The 17,257-nt window shown below is 48.0% G+C and carries 10 protein-coding genes and 1 pseudogene; 8 read left to right on the top strand and 3 right to left on the bottom strand.

Going from position 1 to position 17,257, the window contains the following annotated elements; genetic code table 11:
* Positions 1-55 precede the first annotated feature (55 nt).
* On the bottom strand, positions 56-691 hold the full coding sequence (crp, locus tag FJD32_RS19635) for a cAMP-activated global transcriptional regulator CRP (protein WP_011070954.1): 636 nt from the start codon (positions 689-691) through the stop codon (positions 56-58).
* A 421-nt stretch (positions 692-1,112) separates the two neighbouring features.
* Between crp and FJD32_RS19630 the strand changes: the two genes are divergently transcribed.
* On the top strand, positions 1,113-1,892 hold the full coding sequence (locus tag FJD32_RS19630; protein WP_037414147.1) for a tetratricopeptide repeat protein: 780 nt from the start codon (positions 1,113-1,115) through the stop codon (positions 1,890-1,892).
* 68 nt (positions 1,893-1,960) lie between these two features.
* Here FJD32_RS19630 and thpR read toward each other — a convergent pair whose 3' ends face one another.
* Entirely contained in the window at positions 1,961-2,536 is a 576-nt protein-coding gene (thpR, locus tag FJD32_RS19625; RefSeq protein WP_088586170.1) for an RNA 2',3'-cyclic phosphodiesterase, read from the bottom strand.
* 171 nt (positions 2,537-2,707) lie between these two features.
* Between thpR and FJD32_RS19620 the strand changes: the two genes are divergently transcribed.
* The 7 genes and pseudogenes from FJD32_RS19620 to FJD32_RS19590 form a co-directional block, all read left to right on the top strand.
* Positions 2,708-4,894 carry an EAL domain-containing protein gene (locus tag FJD32_RS19620; protein WP_055648512.1) on the top strand — a complete coding sequence of 729 codons (2,187 nt, stop codon included), beginning with the start codon at positions 2,708-2,710 and terminating at the stop codon, positions 4,892-4,894.
* Between the two features lie 206 nt (positions 4,895-5,100).
* Entirely contained in the window at positions 5,101-7,107 is a 2,007-nt protein-coding gene (locus FJD32_RS19615) for a TonB-dependent copper receptor (protein WP_140907383.1), read from the top strand.
* Between the two features lie 169 nt (positions 7,108-7,276).
* A complete protein-coding gene (gene hrpB / locus FJD32_RS19610; RefSeq protein ID WP_140907382.1) occupies positions 7,277-9,805 on the top strand; it encodes an ATP-dependent helicase HrpB in 2,529 nt (842 codons plus the stop codon).
* A 77-nt stretch (positions 9,806-9,882) separates the two neighbouring features.
* Positions 9,883-12,189, top strand: a complete 2,307-nt coding sequence (gene mrcB, locus FJD32_RS19605) for a penicillin-binding protein 1B (RefSeq protein WP_140907381.1) — start codon at positions 9,883-9,885, stop codon at positions 12,187-12,189.
* A gap of 77 nt (positions 12,190-12,266) precedes the next feature.
* Positions 12,267-12,545: a peptidylprolyl isomerase gene (locus FJD32_RS19600; RefSeq protein WP_140907380.1), complete on the top strand. Its 279-nt coding sequence runs from the start codon at positions 12,267-12,269 to the stop codon at positions 12,543-12,545.
* Positions 12,546-12,738: 193 nt separating this feature from the next.
* The gene (locus tag FJD32_RS19595; protein ID WP_088586166.1) at positions 12,739-13,218 is read left to right on the top strand and encodes a hypothetical protein; all 480 of its coding nucleotides are present in this window, start codon (positions 12,739-12,741) and stop codon (positions 13,216-13,218) included.
* A gap of 149 nt (positions 13,219-13,367) precedes the next feature.
* Positions 13,368-13,785 (top strand): annotated as a pseudogene (locus FJD32_RS19590) (transposase); the annotation flags it as partial.
* Positions 13,786-14,025: 240 nt separating this feature from the next.
* Here the strand turns inward: FJD32_RS19590 and FJD32_RS19585 are convergent.
* Positions 14,026-17,118 carry a M9 family metallopeptidase gene (locus FJD32_RS19585; RefSeq protein WP_140907379.1) on the bottom strand — a complete coding sequence of 1,031 codons (3,093 nt, stop codon included), beginning with the start codon at positions 17,116-17,118 and terminating at the stop codon, positions 14,026-14,028.
* Between the last annotated feature and the right edge of the window lie 139 nt (positions 17,119-17,257).

Genomic DNA, 17,257 nt, shown 5'->3' with positions numbered 1-17,257 from the left:
GATTTTATGCTAGGCCACTTTAATGAAACAGGCTTAAATCAAGCTGAAGTCTAACTTAACGGGTGCCATATACCACAATGGTTTTACCGTGTGCTTGAATGAGATTTTGTTCTTCAAGCATCTTTAAGATACGACCCACAGTTTCGCGGGAACAACCAACGATCTGACCAATTTCTTGGCGAGTGATCTTAATTTGCATGCCGTCTGGGTGAGTCATGGCATCAGGTTGTTTTGCTAAATGCAACAATGTTTGGGCAATACGGCCTGCCACATCGAGGAATGCTAAATTACCGACTTTCTGGCTAGTGCTCTGTAGGCGGTATGCCATTTGAGCCGAAAGCTTCATCAGAATTTCGGGGTTAACTTGGATTAATTGCTTGAACTTCTTGTAAGAGATTTCAGCAATTTCACATGCTTGTTTTGCACGAACCCAAGCAGTACGTTCAGCTTGTTCTTCGAACAATCCTAACTCACCGATAAAGTCGCCTTGATTAAGATAAGATAGGATCATTTCCTTACCTTCTTCATCTTTAATCAATACCGCAACAGAACCTTTTACGATGTAATAAAGGGTATCTGAGTCTTCACCAGCATGGATCAAGGTGCTTTTAGCGGGATACTTATGAATGTGACAGTGTGATAAAAACCATTCCAAAGTTGGGTCCGGTTTTGGCTTACCAATCAGAGCCATGTCGATGTTCCTCGATTGATTAAAACGAAAGTAAGAATATTCTAAATAAGCATTTTACGTCAATTACACCCATAAAAACTTGATGGACATCTTAGTTTAGAATGAGTGAATAAATGCAATTAACCAACTAAAATTAGAGCTTATTTTGCTACTTTAGTGATATTAGTCAACTAAATCGGTGTCAAACTCACTGGATTCACTTAACTCTGTAGAGTTAATCACATCTTATAAAGGCTTTTAAGGGTTTTTTGTGAGTAAAATAATCGTAAACCTTAGTGGCCTGACATGGTGAGTCGAGCAATTTAAAAATCAGCGGTGATTTTTCCCTTTATTTAAGGTCAATTGAACCTATTTAGACTCGACTTATAGGGTTAATTCTGGCTAACTTGGGGACGCGGTTGTTTTTCGAAGAGGTTACCACGTGAAATACAGACAATGGGTTTTCGGTGCAGGATTGACTTTATCCGTTGGATTAAGTTCTGCTGCATACGCATTTTCTATCCCGCAGCCCGCAAATGAAATTGCGGCGAGTAAATTTGTGCATATTCAAGTTCAGGCGGAACAAGGTGATGCCGATGCGCAATTTTTACTGGGACTGATGTTTCTCTCTGGACGTTATGTGCAGCAAGAAGTGCCATCAGGACTGCACTGGATAACTCTCGCCGCCGAGCAACAACACGAAAAGGCGCAGCAAACTTTGGCGGATCTCTCTTTTGAAGGCCAATTGATTAAACGAGACTTAGCTGTGGCCGAGCGTTGGTATAAGGATATGGGCGAGCGAGGTAACCGTTGGGCACAGTTCCGTTTAGGCTTTATTTACGCTTCGGGTGGTGATGGCGTTAAGCGCAATTGCGGCAAAGCGGTAGAGCAATTTTCCCGTGTTGGCGATGATATTGCCCTTGGCAATGTGGCTTGGATTCTCGCAACTTGCCCAGAGGCCGAATACCGTGATGGCAATAAAGCGCTTCAGTTATCTCTACAGCTCCTTAAGGTCAACGAAAATGATCCCACTAATCTCGATAACTTGGCCGCGGCCTATGCGGAAGTGGGCGATTTTGGCGCAGCCGTTTCGACGCAACAAAAAGCGATTGCAGCTTTGAAGATGACGGCTGAAGCGACTAAAACCGATGAATTTAAGCAGCGTTTACATAGCTATGAGCAGAAACGCGCCTACCGTGAGACACTGCGTTTGCTCGATTAAACCCGTTAGTGTTTTATTATCTTTATCAGCCCGGGCTATGCTCGGGCTGATTGTTTCTGGCGTTTTATTTATTGGGCGGATTCAGGCTGTTCGAGCGGCCAAGAATGTAAGATGTGATATTCCACCCCACGATTACCGCTTGACGAAAGGTACAAATGAAGCTGCTCGGGAGCGAGCGTGAATGCAGTTATCGGTGTATTCGCTAGATCCTTGAGGGGAAGCTCGTTATCAAAGGTGCTCAATGACTTGGCTTTTCTAAACAAGCTGACATGCGGTCGAAATGGATGTTCGCTCTGATGCAATTGCAACTGCTGCGCTAAATCTTGCGCCTGCGATGCCAATAACGCCAACGCAGGGCTAACCCTATCTCCCTTTAAACAACATACCTGTGCCTTGGGCCAAACGGCGAGCTTATCCAGTTGTACAGTAAATCGTGGCCGATGCAGTTTATCAACGGCTTCGAGCAGTTGCGTCTTTTGAGACTGATGGGCTAAGCCTAAAAAAGCGAGGGTGAGATGAAAATTCGCTTTGCTTACGGGTTTTGCATGGGGCGTTAACTGTTGTGCTAAGCATTGCTGCAATTGCAGCAGTTGCATGCGTTGAGTCTCATTAAGGGCGAATCCAAGAAATAGTCGTTGTAACACTCTTTATCTCCGCTACCTGCTCAAATGCCAAACATAAGCTATGCTTTTGTTTGGTAATACAGAAAGGCCCGTGGTCATTATTCATCATCGGCTTTCGATGACTTGAATTTGTTTCTGGGAAGTGTAGCAATAATACCTTAAATGGAATTGTAGGTAAGGAAATCCCTTTTCATGTCAGATGGTTTAGCAAATTCACTCCAACAGGCATTAGTGACGATTTTTAGCGAAACGCCGCTAGAAACCCTAGAGCAAAATGTTGATAGAGCATTAGAGGCGATTACACTTCAGTTGCACTGTGATGGGGTGTTTGTGCTAACGGGGAGTTTATCCCTCGACCATTTACGCACCCGTAATTTGTATTTAAAACCGCAATTTAGCCAGGGCCAGCAGACTCGCGTTTGGCCACTCGCGCGTATGCCTTTTTTTCGCTCCCTTGTGAGAAACCCCAAGCTGCTGAATCTACCCGATGTGAATACATTACCGCCAGAAGCTCAGGCGGAGCGGGCATTGTTACGGGATTGGGATGTCAAAAGTCTACTGGTGTTACCCCCCGTCGTATTTGGCGAAACCCGTATTGCCCTTGGGGCGGTAAATTGCTCCGAATGCTGTGAGTGGACCGAGGAGTTTATTCAGGAGTTTCAACATGCTGCGGTGATGATTGGTTCGGCGATGGAGCTGACCCGTATCGCCCATGATATGTTAGCGAGTGAAAACAAATATCGCGAAGTCTTTAACCAATTACCCTTGGCTTGTGCTTTGCTCGATAAACAAAATCAACTGACGATGCTGAACAAAGTGGCGCTGCAAACCTTGCCAGTGCAGCATGGATACGATTTATTCAGCATGGTGCGCGATGAAGAGCACGCGATGCTCTCCGATACGTTGCATATGGTGCGTGAAGGCGTATTAGGACAAGCTTGGTGCGAATTGCCGCTTAAATCGCTGCATCAATTAGAGTGGTTAAGGCTCAGTTTTAGTCAGATCCACGGTGATAAGGACACCCTGGTTATGATTGCCGAAGATGTGAGTGAAAAGTATCGGCTGGCCGATGAGCTCTCTTTTCATGCTAACTATGATGCTCTTACCGGATTGCCCAATCGGCTGCACTTTGAGGCATTACTCGATAATTTGCTGCATAGCAAAGATGATATGCCAACCTGTGTTGCCTTTATCGATGTCGATCAATTTCAAGTGATCAACAATGTTAGCGGTCATCAAGCGGGGGATAAGTTACTGTGCCAGTTGACATTGCGGCTTAAACAACTGGTGCGTAAGGGCGATATTGTTGCTCGGCTTGGTGGTGATGAGTTCGGTATTTTAATGCATTACTGCAATGTGGATTCGGCGCAGCATATTGCTAAGCGGATTTGTACTCAGTTAGCAACCCACGAATTTATCTGGGAAAACCGCTGCCACAATGTTAGCGTCAGTATGGGGATAGCTAAGTTCGACAGGTCGGCCTCTGATATTTATACCGTGATGAGTCATGCTGATGCGGCCTGTCGACTCGCCAAAGATAAGGGGCGAAATGGCTGGCATTTATACAGTGCTAAAGATCCTAAAATGACCCGTCTTTACACTGAAATGATGGCCTCGGTAGATATTGTTAGTGCCCTCGCGTTAAATCAATTTGAGCTTTATTTTCAAAGTATTGCACCACTAAATTGCGAAGAGCCAGGATTACATTTAGAAGTGCTGCTCCGTATGGTGCAGCCAAATGGCAACATTGTTTCGCCAGCAATTTTCCTACCTGCCGCTGAGCGTTATAACTTGGCCGCCAAAGTAGACTTGTGGGTCATTGATAATCTGCTGAAGTGGGGGAGTAGCCATTTAGCGATTTGGCAGCAATTGGGGCTGGTATCCGTCAACCTTTCGGCGACGTCTTTGGGTGATAGCGAGTTTATGAATTGGCTTGAAATGCGGCTAATGACTGAACCTGAGTTGGTGGATAAACTCTGCATTGAGATCACCGAAACCGCCGCCGTAAGCCAATTAGATCAAGCAACTAAATTGATTGAAGTGCTTAGGCCATTAAATTGCCAGCTCGCACTGGATGACTTTGGTGCGGGATTTTCAAGTTTCGCTTATCTAAAACGTTTAAATGTGGATTACGTCAAAATCGATGGTCAGTTTGTTATCAACCTGTGTGACGATGATGCGGATCAAGCAATCATCAAAGCCATCTGTCAGCTCGGACAAGATATGGGATTTGATGTGGTAGCCGAGTTTGTTGAATCGACAGAAATTGGTTTAAAATTAAAGAGCTTAGGAGTGGATTATGCTCAAGGTTATGCGATTAATAAACCCGCGCCATTGCTAACATTAACCTCTGGATTGGCCGAGCCTTGGCTGCTGTAACGGCGGTTATCCTTCAAGTGAGTTTTTATACTTCTGCAATTCTTAATTTGTAAGTGACTCATTTATCACTATTTACCTTAATGTGAGCCCATGCAACTTAGGCTGCGACAGATTGTCGCGCCAAGCCGAGTTTTGATTGCACTTATATCACCAGCCATAACAATACCCCCACAAAAATCATTAAAAACAATATGTAGGGGAAATTTGTGCCATATCAACCGATCAAATTAGCGCTAATTTTAGCGAGTATTTTAGGCTCCACTTTGCCTCAGTTGGGCTGGTCTACAGAGGCGACCGACTGTGGTGATGACCAAAAATGTAAAGATTATCTGCTGGTTACCGCTGATGTGATGCGTCAGCCAGTACACTTAGTGAGTGATCCCAAACAAAATCGATTGCCATTACCCGCCTATGATGGCTCAGGGTTTTTACGCACGATTCCGGGATTTAATATCACCCGTAAAGGCGGCTCTGGCGGCGATCCGATGTTTCGTGGGTTGGGTGGTTCGCGCTTAAACATCGTTGACGATGGCCAGCATGTGTATGGTGCCTGTGGTGGACGTATGGATCCGCCAACCAATTATATATATCCCGAAACTTACGATCAGATAACGGTTATTAAAGGCCCGCAGACGGTGAAATATGGCCCTGTCGGCACCGCGGGCACAATTCTGTTTGAGAAAAATCGTCATCGCTTTAATCAAGCGGATCTTGAAGGGCGTGCCAGTGCGACGGGTGGCAGTTTCGATAGACGAGATGCCATGGTGGAGTTGAGTGCAGGGGATAAAAATTACTACCTTGATTTTGATATTAATCAATCGAGTAGTGATCATTATCAGGACGGCAATGGCAATAAGGTCCAATCCAGTTATGACCGCCAAAACGCCAATCTTGCCCTCGGTTGGACACCTACTGAGCGCACCGTTGTGGAGTTAGCTTACGGTGAGTCGAGCGGTGAGGCTGAGTATGCCGACAGATTAAATAAGGCTCGCCAAATTGATAACCGTGATGCGGCGGTGCTCATACAACATGAGTTTGAGTCGACCTGGCTGGCCGCAGTCGAGTTACAAGCCTTTAGCAATAAGAACGACCATATTATGGACCGATTTGATGAAGGGGTGAATTCTGGCTCGAATGTGCGCCGAATGACCGACGGTGGTCATCTTTGGTTTGATTTAACCCCGCTCGATGGCCTCGAATTAACATTGGGGCTGGATTATATGTCTAGCGCGCATGATGGCCGCAGCATGGCAACGGGGGATGTTGGTTTAGACGACTTACTCAATAAGCCGTTTAAGGAAGATATGCGCTATAAAAACTATGGCCTGTTTGCCGAATCCCGTTATGGCTTTGATAACCAAGGTTCAGGTAACAGTAGTTTGCACGCTGGACTGAGAGTTGATCGCTGGGATAGCGAATTGTTAATCGCCCAGCAGGGTGAGCGGGAGGATACCCTCTACAGCGGTTATGTGCGTTATGAATATCAACTCGATGCTCATCAATACTATGCTGGATTTGGCTCGGCGCAACGCGTGCCAGACTATTGGGAGATCATGAAGGCTAGCGCCGATAATCCCGCACAGAAAGCCTTTGATCTTAAGGCAGAAACGACCAATCAATTTGATATAGGCTGGATTTACCAAGGTCCGGTTGAAGCGTCAGTGTCACTCTTTTACGGTGAGATTAATGACTATATTTTGATTGATTCGACCAGCAACACCACGGTAGCCCGTAATATTGATGCCAGCTTATTCGGTGGCGAAGCAAGCCTAGACTATGCGTTTAATGATCAATGGTCGACTCAACTTACCTTAAGTTATACCCAAGGTGAAAACGATACCGACAAGGTCGCACTTGGGCAAATATCGCCGTTAGAGGCAAGATTAATTGTTAATTATCAATGGCAAGCTTGGACAATGGCGGCGCAGTGGCGGCTAGTTGCATCGCAGGATCGTTATACCTTAGGTCAAGGCAATATTGTGGGCCAAGACTTAGGCCCAAGTAGTGGCTTTGGTACCTTGGCACTCAATGCTTCTTGGTCATACAGCAAGGATTTATCCTTTATCTTCGGTGTCGAAAACCTGTTTGATGCAACCTACGCAGAGCATGTGAGTAAGGCCGGTACGGGTAATGATCTGCCTGGCAGTGAGGCCATGTTCAGGGTCAACGAGCCGGGGCGTAATCTCTGGGCTAAGCTGACCTATCAGTTCTAACTCGGCTTATTTGTGCTATTAGCGCCCCGAGAGCCTTGCTGTCGGGGCGATGCTATTTTTAGCAGGCCAATGCCAAACTGCGACGTATCAAAGCCGAGGCTGCGGGAGGGACACTGCCAAAGGCCTATGTTAAACTGCCACATCATTTTTCCCTGTTGATACTGTTGCATTGAACAATCTACCTATTCATTCCTTACTGCCATCTCTGCGTGATGCCTTTGCAACGCATGCCCAAGTGATCCTCGAGGCACCCACAGGCGCGGGTAAATCCACCGCCTTGCCTTTAGCTATCTTGGATTGGGCTGAGGTTTCTGGGCGGATTTTAATGCTGGAACCTCGACGTGTGGCCGCCCGCAGTGTGGCGCAATTTATTGCCAGTTGTCGGCAACAGGCGGTAGGGCAAGAGGTCGGTTTTAGGGTGCGCGGTGAGTCAAAGGTCAGTGGTGAGACTCGGCTTGAGATTGTTACCGAAGGGATATTAACCCGAATGATCCAGCAAGATCCTGAATTGACCGGGATCGATATGATCATTTTCGATGAGATCCACGAGCGGCATTTGACCACAGATCTTGGTTTAGCCCTCGCTCTTGAAGTGCAAAGCTCACTGCGGGATGACTTAAAAATCCTCGCCATGTCGGCAACCTTATCTGGCATTGCGCTCAGTGAGTTAATGCCAAACGCAGCTCTGCTCAAGAGTGAAGGGCGCAGTTTTCCGGTTGAAATCATCTACCGTGCTGTCGCGGGACAGCAGCATTGGCTCGATCATTTGAGTCGCACCGTGCTCGATAGTGCTACCTCAATAACGGATAGTGCGGCCTCAATAACGGATAGTGGCCCGCAGGATATACTGGTGTTTTTACCCGGTAAGGCGGAAATCCTCAGGGTGGCGCAGTATTTGGCGGAGCGCCTCGATAGCAACCGTCTGGCAATTTGTCCGCTTTATGGCGAGTTGTCTGCGCAGGAACAGGATTGGGCGATTAAGGCAGACGCAAGTGGCAGGCGTAAAATAGTGCTCTCCACCAACGTTGCCGAGTCGAGTCTCACCATTGAAGGCATTGGGCTGGTTATCGATAGTGGCTATAAACGCCAAGCGAGTTTTAACCCTAAAACGGGGGTTACGCGCTTAAGCCTTAAACGTATTAGCCAAGCTTCGGCAACCCAACGTGCTGGCCGCGCTGGCCGTTTAGCGGCGGGCGTGTGTATTCGATTGTGGGGCCAAGAAGAGCATCAACGTCTGCTCAAAGCCGATGAGCCCGAAATCAGCCAAGCCGATTTAGTCTCAATGGCCCATGACTGTGCCTATTGGGGCGCAAAATCCTTCAGCGATTTGCTGTTATTGACAGCGCCGCCGAGCGTGAACGAAGCGCTGGCGTGGCAACTGCTGCAGCACTTAGGCGTGGTCGATGGGCAAAACAAACTTACTCAGCACGGCAAGGCGGCCTATGAGCTGGGCTGTCATCCGCGCCTCGCGCACATGTTATTAGCTGCTAAATCCCATTCTACAGAACTTGCGGCCTTGGCCTGCTTGCTTGCGGGTATTTTAGAGGCGCGGGGATTACCGCGCAAAGGCGCCGATATCATGAATTACTTGCATTTTGCCACCCAAGGCAGTGCGGGGCAGCAGGCAAAACAATGGCTGAGAAAGCTGGCGCTAGATAAGCAATTCACTCAGGCCGATTTAGTGGCCATCGCCTCCCATGCGCATCATCAGGATGTCGGTTTACTGTTGGCACTGGCTTATCCCGATCGCATCGCCAAATCCCGCGGTGTCGAGGGTTACCAATTAGCCAATGGCACGGGCGTAGTGCTCAGCGCTGAAGATGCCTTAGCGCAAACGCCTTGGCTGGTGGTGGCTGATTTTCAAGAAACTGAAGGTAAAAATGCCGGGCGGGTCTATTTAGCTTGCCCGTTACAACCGAGCCTATTTGATCATGAGTTGGCCGACTTAGTTGATACTCATGAGCAATGCGGTTGGGATGAAACCAAAGGTCGCGCTGTTGCTGAGCGGCAAGCAAAAGTCGGGCAGATTTTATTGAAATCAGAGGCTATCCCTAATCCGAATCGCGGCCAAATTGTGGCGGCATTGCTGAGTTATATTCGCCAGCAAGGGTTACAAATTCTTAATTGGAACGCTAACTTAGAGCAGTTTCAAGCGCGATTGCATTTAGCGCGAAGCTTAGATCCGACTGCTGATTGGCCGGATATGAGCGATGCCGTCCTGCTGGCCGATCTTGAAACTTGGCTGGCGCCTTACCTTGAAAATGTGAATAATCTGCCGCAATTACAAAAACTCGATTGCTTTAGCTTAGTGATGAATCAATTGAGTTGGTCGCAGCAGCAGGCGCTTGATGCACTGTTGCCGACCTCATGGCCGTTAGCCACGGGCACTTTCGCGCCCATAGTGTACGAGACCTCGGGTCGCGCCTTACTGCGGGTTCGCTTGCAGGAAACCTTTGGTATGGCTGACAGCCCGCTACTAGCCCAAGGTAAGCTGAAGGTGACGATGGAGCTGCTGTCTCCGGCGCAGCGCCCTTTGGCACTGACGGCGGATCTCGCCAGTTTTTGGCAAGGGCCCTATGTTGAAGTGAAAAAAGAAATGCGTGGGCGTTACCCTAAACACCTGTGGCCGGACGACCCTGCCAATACGCTACCGACAAAATATACCAAGAAAAAAACCTTAGGTTTATCTCAGTCATAGCCTTTAGACTGCCTTGATTTACAACCTTGTGTTGTGCCTATGACTGATGCCGTTAACGCATAAATGATGAAGTAGATATGACAACTCATACGACAAAAAAAGCGCCAGCCCAACGTAAAGCGAAGCGAAGCCGTGGCCTATTTGGGCAAATTTGGTCGCTCACCTGGAAGCTCGCCTTAATCGGCCTCGCCGTTGTGACCTTCTACGGTATTTACCTCGACCAAATTATCGCCCGTAAGTTTGAAGGGCAAAAATGGCATTTACCTGCACAAGTTTTTAGCCGCTCCATGGCCTTATATCCAGGAGCTGCGGTGAGTCATCCACAGTTGATGGCCGAGTTAAAACTACTTGGCTATCGCAAAGTGGCGAACCCCCGCGAGGTTGGCGAGTTTTCGGCATCGAGCACAAAAATCGAATTATGGCGTCGACCCTTTTTACATCCCGAAGGCGATCAGCCAGAACAGCGAGTGATGATCACCTTCGATAGTGAAGGCGTCAGCGCTATTGCCCGAATGGAGGATAAGCGCCAGTTAGCGGTATTCCATTTAGAACCCGTTTTACTTGACCGCATGATCACTGGTGACGGTGAAGACAGGCTCTTTGTCTCTACCGAAGATATGCCCAAACATATTGTGCAGGCGCTATTGCTGGTGGAAGACCGCAGTTTTTACGAGCATCACGGGGTAAACCCCTTCGCGATTCTGCGTGCTGCTTTTGTGAACATCAGTGCGGGGCGTACCGTGCAGGGCGGTTCGACACTGACCCAGCAGTTGGCAAAAAACTTCTTTCTGTCGAGCGAGCGCTCGTTGCTGCGTAAGGTTCGCGAAGCCTTAATGGCGGTAATTATTGATTTTCGTTACAGCAAGGAAGAAATTCTCGAGGCTTATCTCAACGAAGTGTATATGGGGCAAGATAAATCCCGTGCCGTGCATGGTATGGGGCTGGCTTCGCAATTCTATTTTGGTCGTCCCATCGGTGAGTTAACCACGGCGCAGCAAGCCTTTTTAGTGGCGGCGATTAAGGGGCCATCTTACTACAACCCATGGCGTTACCCTGAGCGCAGCTTAGAGCGCCGCGATTTAGTACTGCGGTTATTGATGGAGTCGGGCGAGCTGACGACCGCGCAATATAAGGTGGCTGTGGAGTCGCCCTTAGGTTTGCGTAATGCCAATAAGCCTGTGCATCAAAAATTACCTGCGTTTTATGCCTTGGTTAAACAAGAGGTTAATGAGCGCTACGGCGATGCGTTATTAAAACAATCTGGGGTGAAGATTTATACCACTCTTGATCCTATGGCGCAGGAAGCCGCCGAAATCGCTGTGACTCAAACCTTTAAGAGCTTAGATAAGGGCAATAAGTCGTTGCAGATTGGTATGGTGGTCACCGACAAATACACTGGCGGTATCGCGGCTATGGTGGGTGATAAAACGCCGGGCTTTGACGGTTATAACCGCGCAGTGGAGATCCGCAGACCGATTGGCTCGCTTATCAAGCCATTTGTGTACGCCACCGCTTTGGCACCAAATAGTAAATTTACTTTGGCATCGCCACTTAAAGATCAGCCGATTACCCTAAAGAATGAGCAAGGCAAAACCTGGTCACCGCAGAACTTTGATAAGACCTTTAGCGGCCAAGTTTCCTTGTTAACAGCGCTGAAAAAATCGATGAACGTGCCGACGGTAAACCTTGGGATTGCCGTTGGGGTCGATGCCGTGGCAACCACCTTGGCTAAGTCGGGCTGGTCGGAGCCGCTTAACGAATATCCATCGATGCTACTGGGCGCGGTGAATGGCTCGCCCTTAATGGTGGCGCAGGTTTATCAAACCCTCGCCGATAGCGGCGCTTACCGTAAACTCACCACAGTCACCGCAGTGCTCGATAGTGATAATCAGCCTTTACCCGTAACGCGTTCAGCCAAAGAGCAAGCGATTACGCCAGATACCGACTTTTTGGTGCAATATGCCATGCAGCAAGTCGTGCGCTCCGGTACGGCAACGCGCTTAGGCAATGCCTTCCCCGGTGTGGCACTGGCGGGTAAAACTGGTACCAGTAACGATAGCCGTGATTCTTGGTTCGCCGGTTTTGATGAGCGTAACGTGGCTGCGATTTGGGTCGGTCGCGACGATAACGGTAAAACCACTCTTTATGGTAGCAGCGGTGCGATGGCGGTATACCAAGCCTTCTTGAAGGAGCGTCCACCCATTGGGCTGCGTTCGATTCCGCCATCGGGTGTGATCCAAGGCTATTTTGACCGAGATACGGGTGAAGCCAAGGAAGCAGGATGCAGCAATACTGAGGCATTACCCGCTCTGAGAGGCACTTATAATCCAGCTAAAAACTGCGGTGAGCCGTTGCAGTGGTGGCAGAAGATTTTAGGTCAGTAATACTTATTCTTGATAGGTAAAGCGATAACCGCGGTGCAGCAAAATGGCACCGCTGTCTTTTAAAAAGAGAGTACCAGATGTATAAAACCGCAGCCGCAGTGCATATCCTTGTTAAACACAAAGAGCAGGCGGAAGATATTATTAAGCAATTGAATAACGGTGCTAATTTTGGCGCCTTAGCGAAACGCTATTCCTCATGCCCGTCGGCGAAAAAGGGCGGCGATCTCGGTGAGTTTAAGCGTGGGCAAATGGTACCGCAGTTCGATAAAGTCGCTTTTTCCGGTGAGCTACTGGTGCCACATCTCGTTAAAACTAAGTTTGGTTGGCATGTGGTTAAGGTGCTGTATCGCACTTAACTACTTAGCTCGCAAGTCTTTAGTTACTGTATTTTTTGTATGTTTCGTCTTATTTTTCTATCGCCCGTTAATAAAGTCAGTTTTATATCATGAGCAAAAATAGTCATAACAAGCTGCGTCATTTGCAGTCTTCGGCTGCGTCGATGCTCACAAGTTCGCGCGCTTACGCGGGTTGTTATATTTCTGGAGAGTCATGGCTACTTGGCAATTTTTAGTCGTATTAATCCCAGCCACTTGGGCTGAGGAAAATAGCTATAGCTCATCTTCACTTTACGATGAAGAAGGCTACGATACCGAGATTGCTTGGAGAGACTGGAAGCTTGACTCAGCGTTTCAAGATGTACTTGGAGACATTCTACCTCCATCAAAGTCATGGCATAAGAAGCTGCTGACCTGGGGAGGTGAAAAATATAGCGACATTCAGGTATGGTTAAAGGACGATGCAATCGATGGTATCCATATACGGCTGGATCTGAATCAGGAGCTAAACGAAATTATTATCAAGGTGGTTAAAGCGGCCAATTCTCTCAATTGTGCGTTATTCTTCCCAGAGCTTAAGTCAGTGGTTGAGGCCAACGAGTTCGAGTTAAAAAATGCCATTAAAAAGTCCAATGCAGCTAAGTTCGTCCATAATCCGCAAGAGTTTCTAAATGAAATTAGCAAGAAAACATAACAAATAAGGATAGGCCGCGCGTAGCCGCGATCTTATCCCAAGTGTTGAGCAGGCAAAACAGGCAAAGGCAAAACTGGACACCCAGCCTTAATCGCGCGGTAGTTAACCTTCGACTATGCTTTGGTTAAGCATTGAACAAGGAGGTTTGTATGCCGCGCCCTCGTAGAACTCAGATAAGTCTTGAACTCTCACCTTAACATCAGTCCCTATTACCATTGCTGTAGCCGCGTTGTTCGGCGGGCTTTTTTATGTGGCGATGATAGTTACTCGGGTAAAAACTATGACCATCGCCGCGCTTGGGTAGAATCGCTACTGCTTGAACTTGAAACTGTTTTTGCTATTGATATCGCGGCCTTTACGGTGATGTCCAATCATCTGCATGTGGTGCTGCGGATGGACATCGAGACGGCAAATCGTTGGACTGACCGCGAAGTACTTGAGCAGTGGCATAAGTTGTTTAAAGGCGATGAGTTAACGCAAAAATTCGCTAAAGGTGAGTTAGTTGAAGCCCATGAGGTCAACCGATTAAAGCATTCAATTGCCATTTATCGCAGTCGTTTGTGTGACAGAGCAAATCTGGACACCCATCCTTAATCGTGCTGCTGAGACTATTCATCATTCTGTGTCAGATTCCCCCCTACTTTTAATCGCGGTTAACAATGGCTGTTTTTCCAAGCAATTGACCACATAGTGCGTGAGTTTGAGGTAAGGCTAAAGCTGTTTTAGTGTGCTAACCGATTGAAATAATGAAAATCCCTGCCGAGCAGGGATTTTTGCTTTTAGCTTATACCGCTACAGTGCGGCTGATTAGCGTAAATCTACCTGAAGGGCTACACCTGCACTTTGGCCTTCACTTTGGAGCGTAATGTAATACCAGCCAGCACTGGGATTATTGACCTTGATTTGCTCCGTAGTGCTGCCAGCGTTTGTTGAGGCGGCTTCATATTGCTGGGCATTGGCCCAGCTGCGACCTGAGTAAAGACTGACATCTCCAGTTCCGTGGGCCGAGCGTACTTCTAGTTGGCTTGTCCCTTCGGGAATCCAAAGGTAATAGTCGTTACGGCCATTGGCGCTACAGACGGCATCACCCGGCGTGAGTTGGGTATAGCTCACGGGTGATTTAGTCGCGCAAGCATTAGCAATTTGATTAGGAGCGCTACTGCCACCACCGGTTTTAAGGTTGAAGGTCACGCCACTAAATTCACTCGTGGTATCAACTGTGATATATCGCCAGCCACGGTTTGCCGTAAAGCTAAAGGACTCTTTGTTGCCTTGATTTACACTGCTGGCTTGGGCATTGCTCGCGCTTGCCCAAGTATTGGCATTAAAGTAAATATTGGCATCGCCTGTTCCCCCGGTTGTGCTGACACTAAATTGGCTGTTGTCAGCATCGACCCAGAAATAAAAGCTATTACGGCCACCGCTAAGGCATTCATCTTTTCCGAGGGTTAGCTTGCCGTAATTGATGGTTGCGGCACCGCAATTGCTGGGCACTTCACCACCAGTATCGCCGCCATCACCTAAATCGGGATCGGTATCGGCAACTAACTCAGTGGTACTCACTAGCATATCAACACCACCAAAATCGCCTTCGAGGGTGATATAGTGCCAAAGTTCATTGGGGTTTAGGCTCACTTTGATCACTTGGTAATTACCGTTGCCGATGCCATAGCCCTGATTTTTTTCAGCACTTGCCCATCCCCTTGAATCGTAATAAATATCGGCATCACCCCAACCACCGCCAATTTTGATCCAAATATCCTGAGCCGAGCGATCACTATTGGCAAAGCTAAAGCTGGCTCGGCCTTGTTTGGCGTCAATGCACTCCATAGGTACCTCAAGACTGAGGCTGGCTGACTCGCTATAGCGGTATGCTTCGTTACTGACTTGGCAGGGCGAGTAATCTTTGCTGATGGTGCCCGCGGGGCCTGCCCAGTTACCTTCGCGACCACTGGCATTAGCCTGTTCATCACTTGGGCCTTTATCGACAATACCATTGTTAGTGGTGCTTAAACCGCTGGTGAGCCAGCCGCGCCATTCGTTGTCATAGCGGGTGCCAATGGAATCCATAAATGCTTGATATTCAGCATATTGGTTATTACGCAGGAAGATTAGGATCTGGCGAACATCATCGCGGTGGTTTTCAAACATAAAGCGTACGGCGAGGTAACCCCAACGGTAGATGCGGTCTTGGCCAGAGTCATAGGTGTTTTTAAAGATGGTTGAGAGCATATACTCGCCCGTTTCCCCCATGGCGATAGCAGCGGGGTTGGCATCTCGGTATGAAATATATTCCGCTAATCCTTCAATCCACCAAATTGTGTTGGCGGATACGCTGCGGCCGAAATCGCCAAACAAGTTATAGCGGCCATCGAGGTAATGCACGTATTCATGCTGTAAGTTCCACACATGAAAATCAGGTTGTCGCCACTCGGCCTCATAGGCAATAAAGCGCGCTTGGTTTTTAAGTCCTGCGGGAGAGCCTTCTAAATACATGCCGCCATTGTTGGTATTGATCCCAAAAATGCTGTTGGCAAGGGATTGATATTCTGACGAGCTGCCAAAAATCACCAGTTCTAAATCATCATTGTTATCCTGTGCGACCGCCTGCATTCCGGTTTCGAGTATCGTGTGGAAATGGCTTTCTTGCTGGCTCAATACTCCACATGCCCATTTGGCTTGATCTTGGTAAAGATCTTGGGCGCGGATCTTGAGGCTGTCGGAGCATTTCCAATTAAACGGTAAGCTATCGGCGGCCAATTGCGCCTTGAAACCGCAGATCTGGTAAGCATTGCAGTTGCTGCGATCGTAGTAATCTGCCATCTCGGCGGCAGCAAACCACAGTATTTTACTGGGATCATTTTTGCTGGTGCTATTTAAGATATTTTTGACCAATTGGGTGACTTTGGGGCGCATGGCATCAATGTAGTAGAGTCTAGATAACTCTCTGACAGCATTGACTAAAACATATTCAGCATTGGTGCCGAGTAAGTCCCTATGGTTAAGTTGGAACTGGTTGAGCGCATCTAAAATAGCATGATCTCGGGCAAACAGCGCCTGCATATCAGTATTCCACTGGGCGCGGAATAAGGTGGTAAACACGGTATTGGCGGCCGCATTCATCGCAAAGCTGGCTTGCCATGTGCTGTTGTAGTCATTGAGCACTTTCAGGGTGACAAAGTTAAAATCAGCCCCCAGTTCAGCCGAATCAATCAGGATCAGTGCTTCTTTGAGCACGCTGGCATTGGCATCGGAGAGTGTCCAAATGGCGTTATTGGTAAAGAGAGCATTAAGCGCTGATTTTAAATTGTTTTTCACCGCACTGCTGTAGGCGGGTACGTCGCTTTGGTTGTAAAACTGCACATAAAGCGCGGCGCGCACAAAGTAAATATGTGACTCAATGCCTTGGTTATCCACGCCAGTGTATTGGGGCGCCATGGCCGCAATCGCATTAGCAACTGTGGATACATTCGCCTCACTAAATACGCTGCTTGCGTCACTTCCCTTGAGATTAAATAGCTTACCGACACACTGCGGCGAGGACTGCGTTAGCTCATCTAACAGGGCTTGGCCCGATTTACCAACAAAGTTACTACAGTCGGCATTGGCGGCAAAGCGGCTGGCTTTTGATCTCGGAGAGTTCTCGAGCAATGCTTGCTGTTGTGAAGAATGTGCATCGAGGTACTCAGAGTGTGTCGGCTCGTTAGGGGAGGCTATCAAGCTGTTACTGGGTAATAACGGCCGATGGCTGGCATCAAAATTGAGTGGCGCTGACGGCGAAGCTATTGGTGCTAACGTACTGGGGATAGCAGCGTGTTGGTCTGATACTAAATGGTTATGGGCGAACGAAGGTGTTGCAATGGCTAAGCTAATAGCCGCGAAAAGTAGCGTCTGTTTCATGGTGTTTCCATCGTTATTTTATCTGCAAAGCAGATCTTCCTTGGGCGTTATCCGATGTATTACAGCAATTAACCTCGGACCTCATTGGTCTAACTGAATTTAACGCTTATCTAATTCAGTTAGCGCCGAAATATCATGG

This window comes from Shewanella sp. LC6, from assembly GCF_006385735.2.
In the GTDB taxonomy this organism is placed as follows: domain Bacteria; phylum Pseudomonadota; class Gammaproteobacteria; order Enterobacterales; family Shewanellaceae; genus Shewanella; species Shewanella xiamenensis.
This window is presented reverse-complemented; position numbering and strand designations above follow the sequence as displayed.